Annotated in this window: 13 protein-coding genes; 3 read left to right on the top strand and 10 right to left on the bottom strand. The window is 55.8% G+C overall.

Going from position 1 to position 16372, the window contains the following annotated elements:
* The coding region (locus BM029_RS15070; protein ID WP_139217259.1) for a porin at positions 1 to 538 on the bottom strand (538 nt) is incomplete at its 3' end.
* Between the two features lie 246 nt (positions 539 to 784).
* Between BM029_RS15070 and BM029_RS15075 the strand changes: the two genes are divergently transcribed.
* Together BM029_RS15075 and BM029_RS15080 are read left to right on the top strand one after the other, a co-directional pair.
* Entirely contained in the window at positions 785 to 1726 is a 942-nt protein-coding gene (locus BM029_RS15075) for a LysR family transcriptional regulator (protein ID WP_092437358.1), read from the top strand.
* An 81-nt stretch (positions 1727 to 1807) separates the two neighbouring features.
* On the top strand, positions 1808 to 2635 hold the full coding sequence (locus BM029_RS15080) for a c-type cytochrome (RefSeq protein WP_092437360.1): 828 nt from the start codon (positions 1808 to 1810) through the stop codon (positions 2633 to 2635).
* A 4-nt stretch (positions 2636 to 2639) separates the two neighbouring features.
* On the opposite strand, the gene BM029_RS15085 is transcribed toward BM029_RS15080, so the two are convergent.
* The 8 genes from BM029_RS15085 to BM029_RS15120 form a co-directional block, all read right to left on the bottom strand.
* Positions 2640 to 3431, bottom strand: a complete 792-nt coding sequence (locus BM029_RS15085; protein ID WP_244545068.1) for an SDR family NAD(P)-dependent oxidoreductase — start codon at positions 3429 to 3431, stop codon at positions 2640 to 2642.
* A 54-nt stretch (positions 3432 to 3485) separates the two neighbouring features.
* Positions 3486 to 5066, bottom strand: coding sequence for an aldehyde dehydrogenase (NADP(+)) (locus BM029_RS15090; protein WP_092437362.1), 1581 nt, complete (start codon positions 5064 to 5066; stop codon positions 3486 to 3488).
* 42 nt (positions 5067 to 5108) lie between these two features.
* Positions 5109 to 6104, bottom strand: coding sequence for an AraD1 family protein (araD1, locus tag BM029_RS15095; RefSeq protein WP_092437364.1), 996 nt, complete (start codon positions 6102 to 6104; stop codon positions 5109 to 5111).
* 95 nt (positions 6105 to 6199) lie between these two features.
* Positions 6200 to 7945 carry an IlvD/Edd family dehydratase gene (locus BM029_RS15100; protein WP_092437365.1) on the bottom strand — a complete coding sequence of 582 codons (1746 nt, stop codon included), beginning with the start codon at positions 7943 to 7945 and terminating at the stop codon, positions 6200 to 6202.
* A gap of 284 nt (positions 7946 to 8229) precedes the next feature.
* On the bottom strand, positions 8230 to 9447 hold the full coding sequence (mmsB, locus tag BM029_RS15105; RefSeq protein ID WP_092437367.1) for a multiple monosaccharide ABC transporter permease: 1218 nt from the start codon (positions 9445 to 9447) through the stop codon (positions 8230 to 8232).
* Between the two features lies 1 nt (position 9448).
* The gene (gene mmsA, locus BM029_RS15110; RefSeq protein ID WP_092437369.1) at positions 9449 to 10987 is read right to left on the bottom strand and encodes a multiple monosaccharide ABC transporter ATP-binding protein; all 1539 of its coding nucleotides are present in this window, start codon (positions 10985 to 10987) and stop codon (positions 9449 to 9451) included.
* Between the two features lie 132 nt (positions 10988 to 11119).
* Complete coding sequence (gene chvE / locus BM029_RS15115) at positions 11120 to 12178, bottom strand: multiple monosaccharide ABC transporter substrate-binding protein (RefSeq protein ID WP_092437372.1); 1059 nt, start codon at positions 12176 to 12178, stop codon at positions 11120 to 11122.
* Positions 12179 to 12630: 452 nt separating this feature from the next.
* The gene (locus tag BM029_RS15120) at positions 12631 to 13521 is read right to left on the bottom strand and encodes a LysR family transcriptional regulator (RefSeq protein ID WP_092437374.1); all 891 of its coding nucleotides are present in this window, start codon (positions 13519 to 13521) and stop codon (positions 12631 to 12633) included.
* Positions 13522 to 13703: 182 nt separating this feature from the next.
* On the opposite strand from BM029_RS15120, the gene BM029_RS15125 reads away from it, so the two are divergent.
* Positions 13704 to 14819 (top strand): YeiH family protein, encoded by a 1116-nt coding sequence (locus BM029_RS15125; RefSeq protein ID WP_092437376.1) that lies wholly within the window; start codon positions 13704 to 13706, stop codon positions 14817 to 14819.
* A 92-nt stretch (positions 14820 to 14911) separates the two neighbouring features.
* On the opposite strand, the gene BM029_RS15130 is transcribed toward BM029_RS15125, so the two are convergent.
* Positions 14912 to 16024, bottom strand: coding sequence for a porin (locus BM029_RS15130; RefSeq protein ID WP_092437378.1), 1113 nt, complete (start codon positions 16022 to 16024; stop codon positions 14912 to 14914).
* Between the last annotated feature and the right edge of the window lie 348 nt (positions 16025 to 16372).

Here is a 16372-nt window from a genome sequence, read left to right on the forward strand (position 1 = left end):
CCCAGGTAGGCGTCTGGTATTCGATGACGTTATTGGCGCCCGGCCAGTTGCGGCCCTTGACCAGATTCTGCGTACTCATGAATTGCTGACCGGTAGGATCGAGATTCCAGACGTCATTGACGATGAACAGGTTTTTACCGAATTTGATCGAGCCGGCGCTACCGTTCAGGCCGACATAAGAACGCCGATTGAACAAGGCGCTACCGTTGGTGCTGCCGTTGGTGGCGTCAAAACCGGATTCCAACAAGAAAAAGGCGCTCAATCCGCCACCCAGATCTTCGGTACCCTTGAAGCCGATCATGCTGGTGCCCCACTGATTGCCGGATGCCGCCAGCTTGCTGCCAGTCTGGCCGGTGGGATTGCCGTTGGCGTCTTTCAGCGCAACATTGGTTTGATAATCGACGCCAGCGTCAACGCGACCGTAAATTGTGACATTGGTCTGTGCTTGTGCAGCACCGGCGGCAAGGCCGAACAAGCCGGCTAACGCGATAGCTGCAAGCGACCGTGACGGCGCGCCGAGAGTTTTGGGAAAAATCATGTTTGCGTCTCCTTGAAATTATTATGAGTTCACCCACTGCAGGACTGTCTCCCTTAGATAAGCAAGCTTGACGGCGCCAGGCCAGCGTGAATGTGGCCTCATAGTAAGGATTGCAGTGATATCAATCCAATGAATTTTTGCGCCATATCAATACTGAATTTGGTATCATTTTGAGAGCTTCACCACGGTGACGAAATTAGTGGAGCTAGCAAGCTACGTATAAAAAAATTAACTTTCGAGACAACAATGCCTACCAACGACACCAACTGGTTTCTGCGCGCACGCCTGAAAACCCGTCAGCTGCTCTTGCTGATAGCACTGGATGAGGAGCGCAATATCCATCGTGCAGCGGAAGCGCTCAACATGACGCAGCCGGCCGCCTCCAAGCAACTCAAGGATCTGGAAGACATGCTGGATGTGCAGCTGTTCGAGCGTCTGCCGCGCGGCATGCGGCCGACCATCTATGGCGAAGCCATGATCCGCCATTCACGCATGGCGCTGACCAGTTTGTCGCATGCGCACGACGACATCACGGCGCTGAAATCCGGCCTGTCGGGACAAGTCAATGTCGGTGCGATCCTGTCGCCCGGCATGGTGCTGCTGCCGCCGGCGATCGCGCGGCTCAAGCAGCAGGCGCCGATGCTGCGGATCGGGGTCGAGGTCGAGAGCAGCAATATCTTGCTGGAACGGTTGCAGCGCGGCTCGCTGGATTTCCTGGTGGCGCGCATCATGGATCAGGACGATAACCGCAATCTCGAATATGAAGAGTTATCGGACGAACCGGTATGCGCGGTGGCGCGCGTCGATCACCCCTTGCGCCATGTCACGAACCTGCAACTGAAGGATATCGCCGACGCCGGCTGGATCCTGCCGCCCAAGGGCAGCATCTTGCGCCATCGGGTCGACATGATGTTTCACAAGGACGGCCTGGCGCCTCCCGCAAACGTGGTCGACACCACCGCGATCCTGGTCATCAGCAGCCTGCTGCAGCAGACCGATTTCCTGCACGTGATGCCGGCCGAAGTGGCGCGCTTTTATGTCCAGGTGAATGTGTTGGCGATATTGCCGATCGAGCTGCCGTGCAAGATGGATGGCTTCGGCATCATCACCCGGCGTTTGCAGATCCTTTCGCCGGGCGCGAAAATCCTGCAGCAAACGATTCGTGACGTGGCGGCGCAAATCTACTAAAGTACAGACGTTCGCCCTGATAGTGGCGATAAACATCGTGATTCGGTACAGTCGATAAAAATCAGAAAAAGGGGATGATCAATGTTAGCCAAATTAACCAAATACCGATTTTCGGCTTTTATCGCAGCCGCCTTCTTTGTATGTGATGCGGGCGCGCAGACAGCCGTGACCGAGGTCCAGGCGCCACCGGAATCAAGCATTCCGGCCGGCCCCAGGGGAGTCGCGATTCAGGAAGGCCGGAAACTGATGAACGAGACCCATCAGCGCTTGCCAAAAAATGTCGGGAACGGCCTCAATTGCACCAATTGTCATCTGGCTGGCGGCGCTACGGCGAACGCGTCACCATGGGTCGGCATCTGGGGAGTTTTCCCGGAATACCGTTCGCGCAGCGGCAAGCTGATCTCCTTGCAGGAACGGATCAACGATTGTTTTGAACGTTCGATGAATGGCAAGCCGCTGCCATATACATCGGCGGAAATGACGAATATCCTGGCATACATGCAGTGGTTGTCGAGCGGCGTGCCCACTGGCGTCAGCGTGAAGGGACGAGGTTTCGGACCGGTCGACCAGAAACTCAAGGCGGATCCAAACCATGGCAAGCAGGTGTATGCAGATAAATGCGCCAGCTGTCATGGTGCAGACGGATCCGGCATGAAAAACGGCGAACACGGCTACACCTTCCCGCCGCTATGGGGAGCGAACTCCTTCAACGACGGCGCCGGAATGGCCCGCACCTACACGGCAGCAGCGTTCGTCAAGCACAACATGCCGCTGGGTCAAGGCGGCACCCTGACGGACCAGGAGGCGGTCGATGTAGCGGGATTTTTCACCCACCAGCCGAGACCGGTCTATCCTGGAAAATCACATGACTGGCCGCTAGGTGACAAACCTAAGGATGCGCGTAGCTGAGCAATCAAGCCCAACCTGCATCGACGATGAATTCCTGGGCAGTGCACATCGCACTGTCATCCGCGGCCAGGAACAAGACCATGCGCGCCAGATGCCACGGTTGCAGTTTCCCGGGCAGGCACTGGTTGCGCTTGATGTCTTCCTCGCCTGCGGCATCCAGCCATAAGGCGACCTGCCTTTCGGTCATCACCCATCCCGGCGACACGGTATTGACGCGGATGTTGTGCGGCCCCAGGTCGCGCGCCAGGCCGCGTGTCAGGCCGACTACGGCAGCCTTGGCCGTGGTGTACACCGGATAACCGCCGTTCGACAGATGCCAGCTGATCGAGCTGAGATTGATGATCGATCCGCCGCCTTTTTTTTGCATGCCCGGTGCGACTGCCTGGCAGGTAAAGAACATCGGGCGCTGATTGATTGCAATCCGGTCGTCCCAATAATCGACGGTCACTTCTGCCAGCTGATGGCGCTGGTCGTTGGCGGCATTATTGACCAGCACATCGAATGCACCCAACTCTTGCGCCAATCCTTGTATGGTCGCCTGCAACGCTGCAATGTCACGGATATCGCAATGGCGAAATAGCGGCTTGACGAGACCAGTTGCGGCCAGGCTTTCACACAAAGCCTCGCTGGCTTCCTTTTCGATATCGACGAAAGCCACGCGCGCGCCTTGTTCCGCAAACGCGCTGACAATCGCCGCGCCGATACCGCTGCCGCCGCCGGTGATGAATACGTTCTTGTCTTTCAGGCTGGGGAAACGCGCCAGCTGCGCTTCTGCCATATCGTTTACTACCGGCATATCAACTCCTGTTCGATGTGATGCGTAGAAAATTCGCTTAGCTTGCTTGCTACTTTATTTGTTACTCAACTGGCCATTAATACGCTGCCTGATCGCCAGGGGATTACTGTCCTGAATCGCTGCGGGCAGCAAATCCTGCGGTATGTTTTGATACGAAACCGGCCGTAAAAAACGCTGGATCGCAGCCGTGCCCACAGACGTCGCGCGACTGTCCGATGTGGCCGGGAATGGTCCGCCGTGAACCATGGAATAGGACACCTCAACTCCAGTCGGAAAGCCATTCGCCAGAATCCGCCCCACCTTGCGTTCAAGGATCGGCAACAGTCCGCGCACGGCCTGGTGATCGCCGTCAGTCATCTGCAAAGTTGCGGTCAGCTGCCCTTCCAGATGTTCTGCGACAGCAAGCATTTCAGCCATATCGCGGCAAGCGATCAGCAATGAAGCCGGCCCGAATATTTCTTCCGACAATTGCGGATCGGCCAGGAAATCCTGGGCGCTGGTACTGAACAATGCCGGTACACCGCTACCCGCCGCGTCGCTGGCAACGCCCTGGCTGAGGTGGCGTACTCTGGAGTTGGCAGCAAGACGGCCGACACCTTTTTGATACGCATGATGAATGCCAGCCGTCAGCATGGTCGCCGCATTACGCTGCGCCAGTTGCGCAGCGGCAGCCGCACTGAAGCGTTCCAGATCGGGACCTTGCAATGCCAGCACCAGGCCGGGATTGGTGCAAAACTGGCCAACGCCCAGCACCAGCGAATCGACGAAAGCGGTGGCCAGCGGTTCAGCGTTGTCAGCCAGCGCCTGCGGCAACAGGAATACCGGATTGATGCTGCTCATTTCGGCATACACCGGGATCGGTTGTGGCCGTGCGGCAGCTGCCGCCATCAATGCCAGGCCACCCTGGCGCGAGCCGGTGAAACCGACCGCCTGTATCGCCGGATGCTGCACCAGTTCGATGCCAAGATCGTTGCCGATACCGGTCAGCAGCGAAAATACGCCTTCCGGAAAACCTGCTGCCGATACCGCTTTCTGGACCGCCCGCCCGACCAGCTCGGAGGTTCCGGGATGGGCTGGATGGGCTTTCACCACAACCGGGCAACCTGCCGCCAACGCCGCGGCGGTATCACCGCCGGCGACTGAAAACGCCAAGGGGAAATTACTGGCGCCGAACACCGCAACCGGTCCCAATGCAATCATGCGCAGACGTAAATCGACGCGTGGAAAAGGTTGGCGATCCGGAAGTGCGGGGTCGATCCGTGCGTCCTGCCATGATCCTTCGCGCAGCACCTCGGCAAATAACTTGAGCTGGCCCACGGTGCGGCCGCGTTCGCCTTCCAGCCTGGCGCGCGGCAAACCGCTTTCACTCATCGCACGCTCTATCAGCTGATCGCCAAGCGCCAGGATATTTTCAGCGATACTTTCCAGGAAGCGGGCGCGCGTCTCCGGGTCGGTATTCCGATAGGGATCCAAAGCGATCCGGGCCAACTCGCAAGCGCAGTCGACTTCGGCTTTGCCTGCAGTATGGAATGCTGGTTGTAGTTCGCTGGCTGTGGCGGGATTGAATGCAAAAAAGGCGGTTCCTCCGCCTTTGATATGAGAAGCGCCGATCAGCGATTCACCTGTGATGTCCATGCTTTTCCTAACAATAATATGGCGGCGGTCAGAAATTCCGAATCACAGCGGGCGAATCTGCGGTGTCGTCAAAGTCTCTACTGCGAGCCGGTTACGCAACGGCGGCCCGAACGCAGCCACGTCGATCTCGAAGGTTTCTCCGGGGGCTACCTGGATGCCGTCCGAGCAACTCAAGGTCGCAGTGCCGAAGAAATGGATATGCACATCGCCAGGGCGTCGGAACAGCGGGTATTTGAAGTGGTGGTACTCCAGGTTGGCAACCGTATGCGACATGTTATCTTCGCCGCTGACAAACGGCTTTTCCCAACGCACCTCGCCGTTGACGCCGCGAATACGCGACATGCCTTCCACATGCGGCGGCAAATCGCCTAGCAGCAAAGCTGGGCCGACAGCGCAAACCCGTAGTTTGGAGTGCGCCAGATACAGATAGTTCTGACGTTCGGTGACATGATCGGAAAACTCATTACCAATCGCGAAGCCGAGCCGGCATGGCGTGCCGTCTGCGGCAATCACATATAGCGCGGCAATCTCGGGCTCTTCACCGCCATCCAGCGCAAATTGCGGCATCGTCAACGGCTGCTCACCGGCGCAGACGATACTGCCGTCGCCCTTGTAAAACCATTCCGGCTGCACTCCGGTCTGGCCGGGCTGCGGCTTGCCGCCTTCCAGGCCCATGCGGAACATTTTCATGCTGTCGGTCAGGGTATCGACATCGCTGATTTTCTTATGCATGGCGTCGCGGCCGTCGGCACTGCCCAGATGGGTAAGGCCGGTGCCTGTGACGTAGCAATGGGCGCTGTCGCTGTGATCCAGCGGAGGCAGCAAACGGCCGGCTTTAGCAACTTCAGCATAATCCAGAACGACAGCTCCCAGTCCGGCACTAGCCAGGCTTTGCAACGAACTGCTGGCAGCAATCGCTGCTTGCGCCAGCTGATAGGTTGAGGCATAGCCTTCCACTACATGGATGTTACGGCCTTCATCTTCCAGTACCCCGATCCGACGCTGTCCGTCGGCTTGCTTGAATTGAACCAACAGCATGTGTTTCTCCGGTTTTGTAGGGTGGGCACGCTTTTGTGCCCACGCGGATATCAAAACAGCATGGGCACAAAAGCGTGCCCACCCTACGATTGCAATTAGTGAGAATGTTTTGGCACTGCCGAACCACGGCAACCGACCAGGAAATCGAAATCGCAGCCTTCGTCGGCTTGCAATACCCGATCGATATACAAGCGCTGGTACCCGCTGTGTGCGGTCACGGTTTCCGCGTTCACTATGGCTCTTGCTGTCTGGCGCTGTGCCATTTCGGCATCGCTGATATCCAGGTGCAAACGCCCTGCTTCGCAATCCAGTTCGATCCAGTCGCCGTCCTGCACAATTCCCAGCGGTCCGCCGGCAGCCGCTTCCGGCGCCACGTGCAGGACCACAGTACCGTAAGCTGTGCCGCTCATGCGGGCATCGGAAATCCGCACCATGTCTTTGATGCCCTGCGCCAGCAACTTCGGCGGCAAGCCCATGTTGCCGACTTCGGCCATGCCGGGATAACCTTTCGGTCCGCAATTTTTCATCACCAGCACTGAGCTGGCATCGACATCCAGTTCCGGATCGTTGATACGTTCCTTGTAATGCGCAAAATCTTCGAACACTACCGCCTTACCGCGATGCTTCATCAGTTCCGGCGAGGCGGCGGATGGTTTGAGTACCGCACCGCGCGGCGCCAGGTTGCCGCGCAAGATGCAGATGCCGCCATCAGCAATCAAAGGCTTGTCGATGACACGGATTACTTCGTCGTTGTAGATTGGCGCGTCCTGGTTATTCTCCCAGAGGGATTTACCGTTCACCGTCAAGGCATCCTTGTGCGGCAACAACCCGGCTTCGCCCAGGCGGCGCAGCACGCCTGGCAAACCACCTGCGTAATAGAACTCTTCCATCAGGAAGCGGCCGGACGGCTGCAAATCGACCAGTGTCGGCGTGCCACGACCAATTTTTGTCCAGTCTTCCAATTCGAGCGGGACGCCGATACGGGCGGCGATCGCCTTCAAATGAATTACCGCATTAGTCGAACCACCGATCGCGGCGTTGACACGGATGGCGTTTTCAAATGCGGCGCGCGTCAGTATTTTCGACAACCGCAAGTCTTCCCACACCATGTCGACAATCCGCATGCCCGACATGTGCGCCAACACATAACGGCGCGCATCCACTGCGGGAATCGCCGCATTGTGCGGCAAGGAAGTACCCAGCGCCTCGGCCATGCACGCCATGGTGGAAGCCGTGCCCATGGTGTTGCAGGTACCGGCCGAGCGCGACATGCCGGATTCGGCCGCCAGGAATTGATGCATGGTGATCTGGCCGCCTTTGACGGCCTCGCTCAGTTGCCAGACAGCGGTGCCGGAACCGAGATCCTTGCCTTCGTGCTTACCGTTCAGCATCGGGCCGCCGGTGACCACAATCGCCGGGATATCGCAGCTGGCCGCGCCCATCAGCAACGCCGGCGTGGTCTTATCGCAGCCGACCAACAGCACCACCGCGTCCATCGGATTGCCGCGTATCGATTCTTCCACATCCATGCTGGCGAGATTACGGGTCAGCATGGCGGTTGGCCGCAAATTCGATTCGCCGTTGGAAAACACTGGAAATTCCACCGGGAATCCGCCCGCTTCATAAATGCCACGTTTGACATGTTCGGCAATCTTGCGGAAGTGCGCGTTGCATGGTGTCAGCTCGGACCAGGTATTGCAGATGCCGATGATCGGCTTGCCCTGGAATTCATGATCGGGAATTCCCTGGTTCTTCATCCAGCTGCGGTACATCATGCCGTTCTTGTCGTTGCTGCCAAACCATTCGGCGGAACGGAGCGGGCGTTTTTTATCGACAGTCATCTTTGGCTTCCTTTTGAATTGTCTGGGCGGCATCCTTCCGCACCGGGGCAGATGCCAGTTGGTACAGTGCTTCGCAAATGATGAAGCCCCATAAGCGCTGCCTTTTTGCACCAGGCGTCGTTGCAAATCCTCGCGATAGTCCCGCTATCACTCCGGTTTGCGCCTAGCCTGGCACAAAAAATCAGCACTTCTGTGACTCCCCCATTCACGAAGTACTGTACAAAAATTAAATCTGGAAAATCGCCAGCTGCGGATCAGTCATCCGCAGCGGCATTGCAGTGGTTCTATTTGTTCTTGTTGTAGACGTCGACAAATACTGCGGCCAGCAACACCAGGCCCTTGATCACCTGTTGATAATCGATACCGATACCCATGATCGACATGCCGTTGTTCATCACACCCATCACGAACGCACCGATCACCGCTCCCATCACCTTGCCGACGCCGCCCGATGCCGAAGCGCCACCGATGAAGCAAGCTGCGATCACATCCAGTTCAAAGCCGGTACCGGCTTTAGGCGTGGCTGTATTGAGGCGCGCTGCAAAAATCAAACCCGCCAGCGCAGCCAGCATGCCCATATTGATGAAGGTGTAAAACGATACGCGCGATGTCTTGATACCGGACAGCTTGGCCGCCTTCTCGTTACCGCCGACTGCATAGATGCGGCGGCCGATGGTGGTCCGGTTGGCGATAAAGGTGTACACCACCATCAGCAGGAACATGATGATCAGTACGTTCGGCATGCCTTTATAAGACGCCAGCAAGTAACTGAAGAAAATGATGACGGCGGCAAACACCGCGTTCTTCAAGATGAAGAACACATAAGGCTCGTCTTCCATGCCATGCTTGGTTTGCTTGTTGCGGGCGCGGACTTTGACGAAAATCATGATAGCGGCAACCACCACGCCTACCAGCAAGGAAGTGATGCGCAAATCGGCGGCGCTGAAAATATCGGGGATGAAACCCGAGCTCAGCATCTGGAAATCGTCAGGGAACGGCCCTATCGATTGCCCTTGCAGCAGCGCCAGCGTCAGGCCCTTGAACACCAGCATGCCGGCCAGGGTGACGATGAATGAAGGAATCTTGAAAAACGCCACCCAATATCCCTGCGCCGCGCCGATCACGCCTCCCGCCAGGATGCACAGGATGCTGGCCAGTACAAAATTCACGTGCAGGTTGACGATCAGCACTGCCGCCAGCGCACCGATGAAACCGACCACCGATCCCACCGACAAATCGATATGGCCGGCCACGATCACCATCAGCATGCCCAGCGCCATGATGACGATGTAGCTGTTCTGCAGCACCAGGTTGGTCAGGTTCAGCGGCTCCATCAGGGTGCCGTTGGTCATGTACTGGAAAAACGCCATGATCGCGATCAACGACATGAGCATGCCGTATTCGCGCATGTTGTTTTTCAGGAAGCCGCTGTATTCCTTTTGTCCGGCTGCGGGCTGGGGCCGGTTTTCGCTGGTTGCCGGCGCGATGATATCGTTGTTCATTTCAGTTCTCTCCGTTCTTCACATTCCGTACTATTGCGCGCATGATTTTTTCCTGGGATGCTTCCGCGGCCGTCAGTTCGCCGACAAATTTCCCCTCGTTCATGACATAGGTACGGTCGCACATGCCCAGCAGCTCTGGCATTTCCGATGAAATCATGATGATGCATTTCCCTTCCCTGGCCAGCTGGTCGATGATGGTATAGATCTCGTACTTGGCGCCGACGTCGATGCCGCGCGTCGGTTCGTCCAGGATCAGCACATCGGGGTTGGAAAACAGCCATTTGCTGAGCACTACTTTCTGCTGGTTGCCGCCGGACAGGTTCAGCACTTTCTGGAATACGTTCGAGCAGCGGATCTTCAGCTGGCGCCGGTAATCTGCTGCGACCGAATACTCGCGCCCTTCGTCGATCACGCTCCTGTCGGCCACGCCGTCGAGGTTGGCAAGCGTAATATTCTTCTTGATGTCCTGGTCCAGGATCAGGCCGTAGCCTTTGCGGTCTTCGGTGACATAGGCGATGCCGTTGTCGATGGCTTTTTGCACCGTGCTGACGTCGATTTCCTTACCGCGCAAAAATACCTTGCCGCTGATGCGCTGGCCGTAGGCACGGCCGAAAATGCTCATCGCCAGTTCGGTGCGGCCGGCGCCCATCAAGCCGGCAATACCGACGATCTCGCCTTTCCTGACATGGAAATCGACGCCCTTGATGACCTGGCGTTCCGGATGTATCGGGTGATGTACCTGCCATTGCCTGACTTCGAAAATGGTCTCGCCAATATTCGGGGTGCGCTTAGGATAGCGATCCGCCATTTCGCGTCCGACCATGTTCTGGATGATGCGGTCTTCGCTGATCACTTCCTTGTGGCAGTCCAGCGTATCGACCGTGGAGCCGTCGCGCAGGATCGTGATCGAATCCGCGACTTTGGAAATTTCATTGAGTTTGTGCGAAATCAGGATCGAGGAAATGCCCTGCGCCTTGAGCTCCAGCAGCAAATCCAGCAAGGCGTCGCTGTCGCTTTCATTCAGGCTCGCGGTAGGTTCATCGAGGATCAGCAGCTTGACCTGTTTCGACAGCGCCTTGGCGATTTCAATCAGCTGTTGCTTGCCGACTCCCAGGTTGGTGATCAGCGTGCTGGGCGATTCCTTCAGGCCGACTTTAGCTAGCAGTTCCTTGGTCTTGGCGTATGAAAGTTCCCAGTCGATCACACCGTTCACGGCTTGCTCGTTGCCGAGGAAAATATTCTCTGTAATCGACAGCAGGGGCACCAGCGCCAGTTCCTGGTGGATGATGATGATGCCGATTTCTTCGCTGTCTGCGATGCCGTCAAACTGCCGCGCCTTCCCTTCGAAATGAATCTCGCCGGTGTAGGACCCGTGCGGATAGACACCGCTCAGCACTTTCATCAAGGTGGATTTTCCGGCGCCGTTTTCGCCGACCACGGCGTGGATTTCGCCGTTACGGACCGCCAGGTTGACATTGTCTAATGCTTTTACTCCCGGGAATGTCTTCCCGATCCCGCGCATTTCCAGGATGGTTTCCATCTGTTGTTACCTCGCTTACCTCAAACCTTCGCCAGCGCCTGACTCCGGGACCTTGCAATGCATTCGTGCACATTGCAAGGTCCGGCCAAACAAGACTCTTTATCGCTACGTATTGCTACGGTCAGCCGTCACTTATTTGATCTGGGCTTCGGTGTAATAGCCGCTGCCGACCAGTACTGGCTTCCAGTTGGAGACATCGACGCTGACTGGCTTCAACAGGTAGGAAGGCACGATCTTGACGCCATTGTTATAGGTCTTGGTATCGTTGATGGCAGGCGCTTTTCCGCTCAGCATGGCGTCAACCATGCCGACCGTCACCTTGGCCAGTTCACGTGTGTCCTTGAACACAGTCTGGCGCTGTTCGCCGCGCACGATGGATTTCACGGAAGGGACTTCGGCGTCCTGCCCGGTCACCACTGGCATCGGCGACTTCGGTGTGCCGTAGCCTACGCCTTTGAGCGACGACAGGATGCCGATGCTGATGCCGTCATACGGCGACAGCACTGCGTCCACATGGGCGTTGCCGTAGTAAGCGCTAAGCAGGTTATCCATGCGAGCCTGGGCTACCGCGCCATCCCAGCGCAAGGTCGAAACCTTGTCCATGCCAGTCTGTTTGCTGCGCACTACCAGCTTGCCTTTGTCGATATACGGCTGCAGTACCGACATCGCGCCGTTGTAGAAGAAGAAGGCATTGTTATCGTCAGCCGAACCGCCAAACAGTTCGATATTGAACGGACCCTTGCCACCCTTCAGGTCCAGCGCTTTTTCGATATAGCCGGCTTGCAGGACACCGACCTGGAAATTGTCGAAGGTAGCGTAGTAGTCGACGTTCTTGGAGTTGCGGATCAGGCGATCGTAGGCAATGACCTTGACGCCTTTGTCGGCGGCTTTTTGCAGAGCATTCGACAATGTCGTGCCGTCAATCGCGGCGATCACCAAGACCTTGACGCCTTTGGTAATCATGTTTTCGATCTGCGCCAGCTGGTTCGGGATGTCGTCCTCGGCATACTGCAGATCGGTCTTGTAACCTTTTTCCTTGAATACCTTGACCATGTTGTCGCCGTCGGCAATCCAGCGCGCGGATGATTTAGTCGGCATCGAAATGCCGATCGGGCCCTTCTCCTGCGCACCAGCCTGGGACACCAGGCCGAACACGCCAATCATCAATCCAACAATCGTCGTTTTAATCATTCTCACAGCTTGTCTCCTTTAGTTATTTTGATCTTGGGTCAGAACATTGTGAAGCGCTTGCTTTAATTGACTTAATTAGTACTCATGTGACCGGTTGTCGAATGGCTGGTGACTGCATATTACTCATATTGCAGACATGCAACCATCAATATGGACCCAATACAGACCTTCTACCGCTGAATCTCCTCGCCATCTTACGAACATCAGTGATATCAAACAAATGAATTTTTTCGTGATTTCGATATCTTTTTCAATATCAAAATAGTGAAGGGGAAAATTCCACGGAAGCCTTTCCGCCATCAATCACAAGAGAATAAATACCGATGCCAGTGTAAAAACACTTGGCTGGTCTTACTAATCACTTTTTTATCACAACCGATATCCATTTTGATATCAATCGTATAGCTGTGAGATGTTGCACAAGGTGAATTTGGCTGATTTGGCCGATATTTTCAGGACCAGCTACGGCAGTAAGCCAGGAACTGCATCAGCCGCAGCGACAGCATTTTGTGCTTGCTGTGAATCAGGTAGAAGTGCCTGTGCAATCTCGGCAATGATGTCTTCAGTTCAACTAGCCGCCCGCTTTGCAGGAAATCCGCCACCACCGCATGCGACAGGCAACTGACGCCAAGACCGGCTGCAGTGGCGTGTTTGATGGCTTCCGAATTGCCGAATTCATAGCTTTGCCGTAAATGATGCAGATGCGGCAACAAGACCTGCTCGACCGCTTCACGCGTGCCGGAGCCCGGCTCGCGCAGCAGCCACTCGGCTTCGCGCAACTGCGTCACGCCGACTTTCTTTTCGCCTCCGGCCAACGGATGCTGCGGCGAGGCGACAATCAGCAACTCATCGACCATCCACGGCTCTACCTGCAGATCTGCAGCATGGGTCGGGCCTTCAATCAGGCCGACATCGACTTCAAAATTGACCACTGCGGCGACGATATCGGCCGTGTTGGCAATCGTCACCCGCACTTGCAGTTCACTGTGCTGCTGACGGTAAGCCGCAATCATCGATGGCAGCAGATAACTGCCGATCGTGGTGCTGGAGCCGATTTGCAAGCCGCCGCCCTGCGCCATGCCTGGCGTCAGGAATTGCTGTTCTATGGTCTTGGCGGCATCTACCACCTGCCCCGCCTGCGGCAATAGCAGGCGGCCGTTATCGTTGAGGATAAGGCGCTTGCCGACGCGATCGAATAAACGGCAATCCAGCAGGTTTTCAAGCTCGTTCAAGGCGGCGCTGGTTGCCGATTGCGACAGTGCGACTTGTTCTGCCGCGGCTGTCGTGCTGCCGGAATGGGCGACAGCCAGGAATATCTGCAATTGTCTGATGGTGAGACGCATCGTGGCCGGCCTCCGTATGGGATAAATAGCAATGATTGTCTGCAGATGCTTATCTACCTAGATACCAATCTACCTACATAACAGGTAGATTATACAAAATTAATCCGTTTTTCTTTTAGATATCAAATCGTTATAGTGATTTCCATAGCGGCATCGTGCCGCATACGATTGGAAGTCCTCAAATGAACACATCTTCCTCGACGCTGACAGCCACAGCAAGTCCATCGATAGCCCAACCCTCGCGACTGGCCGGACTGGCCTTGAGCGCACTGATTGCCGCCGTAGCGATTGCTGCGATCAGGATAGACTGGCTGCAGGCGCATGGCTTCAGCGCATTGACTCTCGCCATCGTGATCGGCATGCTGGTCGGTAACCTGGGTTATCGGCGGATCGCTCCGCCCTGCACACCCGGCGTAAATTTTTCCAAACAAAACTTGCTTCGGCTAGGGATAATCTTGTACGGTTTCCGGCTGACATTCCAGGATATCGGCCATGTCGGACTGAGCGGCGTATTGATCGATGCCTTGGTCTTGTGCTCGACCTTTAGCATTGCAGTACTGCTTGGCACGCGCGTATTCAAGCTCGATCGCGAAACCGCCATGCTGATCGGCGCCGGCAGCTCGATTTGCGGCGCTGCTGCGGTGATGGCAACCGAGCCGGTGCTGCGGGCGCAGCCGGCACAGGTAACAGTGGCGGTGGCAACCGTGGTGGTATTCGGTTCGCTGGCGATATTTCTTTATCCGCTGCTGTACCAGCTCAATCTGCACTGGCATTTCCTGGCAGCCTCGCCGCTGGCCTTTGGCATCTATACCGGATCCACGGTGCATGAAGTCGCGCAAGTGGTGGCTGCAGCCCGCGCAATCAGCCCCGATGCAGCCAATACCGCAGTAATCGCCAAGATGGTGAGAGTGATGATGCTGGCGCCGTTCCTGATGCTTCTCTCCGCTTATATTTCAAAGAAAGGCGCTAAGAAAACAACCACGGCAAAGAATGAAAAAGCGGACGGCACTATCAAGCGTGGCGCCGGCGGCTTGGCCATTCCATGGTTTGCATTTGGTTTTGTCGCCGTCGTAGCGTTCAATTCGATGAACCTGTTGCCGGGCACGCTGGTGTCGCATATCAACGATGTGGACAACGCCTTGCTGGCAATGGCGATGGCAGCGCTAGGCATATCGACCCAATTCTCTTCGCTGCGCACTGCAGGAATCAAGCCATTGATGTTTGCGGCCGTATTGTTCGGCTGGCTGATCGTCGGCGGCGCCTTGATCAACACGCTGGTGCTGCGCGTATTCGCCTGAAGTGACTTACGGGCGGAGCAACAAAGCCCCGCCCCGTACTACTTGCTATTACTGCTTGCTATTAACTGCTTACTTGCCAACCTTTGCCAGAATCAGAACTTGTGACGCAAGCCTACGCGCAATACGTTCTGGCTGCTGTCATCCGCTGGTGAGTTGGCGTATGCACCGTTGATCACGCCTGGATTGACGACGTCGTTGGCGCGCTGATTGCTGTACATCGCGTACACGTCAGTGCGTTTCGACAAGTAGTAATCAACCCCGAGGTTCAACTGAGTCGTCTTGCCCTTGGTCGGGCCCAGTGTTTTACGGCTGATATCGGCACGGTCGTAAATCACACTTGCCAGCAGATGCAGGTTACCCGACAGCGCATAATCCACACCCAGATCGAAGATATTGGCTTTGGTCGCGGTAGTGATATTAACCAGGCCGGTAGCTGCCAATGCGGTCGCCAATGGACGTTTTGTTTGCGACCATGCGCCATAGATCTTGGCCGGGCCGGCTTGGTAGCTGGCGCCGAGGGTGAAGGTTTTCAGGTCGGTGTCGCCGGCCTTGGTCGGCAACGCATCGGCCGCCAGTTTAGTCTGGAAGTAACCCAGGCCGATACCGAACGGACCATTCGCATAGTTCGCTCCCAGGCCGAAAGCCTGGCCAGCGGAGGTTTGACCTGCAACTTCGCCGAAACCGTAGAACAAGCTACCGTTGAAGCCGCTGTAATTGGCGCTGTCGTAGCGAATCGAGTTATTGGTGCGGGTGCCGGAAATGCGGTCCAGATTGTTGAAGTGGCCGCCTTTGACGCCGTTACCGCCGAATGTCTGCACCGACGTATACTTGTTACCGATGTCTTCCAGATAATCGGTTTGACGGCCGATGGTGACAGTACCGAAGCTGCCGGACAGGCCGACTACCGATTTACGATCAAACAATGTGTTGGCAGTGGCCAAAGAGCCGTCGTCAGCATTGAAACCGTTTTCCAGTTGGAAAATCGCTTTCAAGCCGCCGCCCAGATCTTCCGATCCCTTGAAGCCGATACGGGAAGTCGACAAATCGCCTGAATCGACGCTGAAACGGCTATTGTTTTTCGGGCCGACTTTGCTGGTGTACGTCAGGCTGGCATCAACCACGCCGTAGATGGTGACGTTGGTTTGTGCTTGTGCATTAGCGCCGATCAGGCCGAGGGCGGCTAGTGCGAATACGGTCTTTTTCATTTCTACCCTTTGTTAATATATAAATAATTTTATTCCGATGTCCTGCCTGAAGATTTTCACAACGCGTGTTACAGGTGTTACTGATTGTTACAAGCTGAACGGCGTAGATATTACCTATCTACAAGAAAATTGCATTGATTTTTGATGATTTATTGAAAAGAAATGAAAATTTAATAGATGTTGCTGATTTATGTTGTTTTTTAACAGCCGTTTATGACATTTATGACTTGGCATATGCGTTATTCAACTAAGCGTATAGTGAAAAGCATCGGCAGCACGCACTGATCGGGCATCGCCGAAAAATATTTCATCCCAGCATCAACATCGATTGATCAATCAATTAATCAA

The organism is Collimonas sp. OK607, assembly GCF_900111995.1.
Lineage (GTDB): Bacteria > Pseudomonadota > Gammaproteobacteria > Burkholderiales > Burkholderiaceae_D > Collimonas.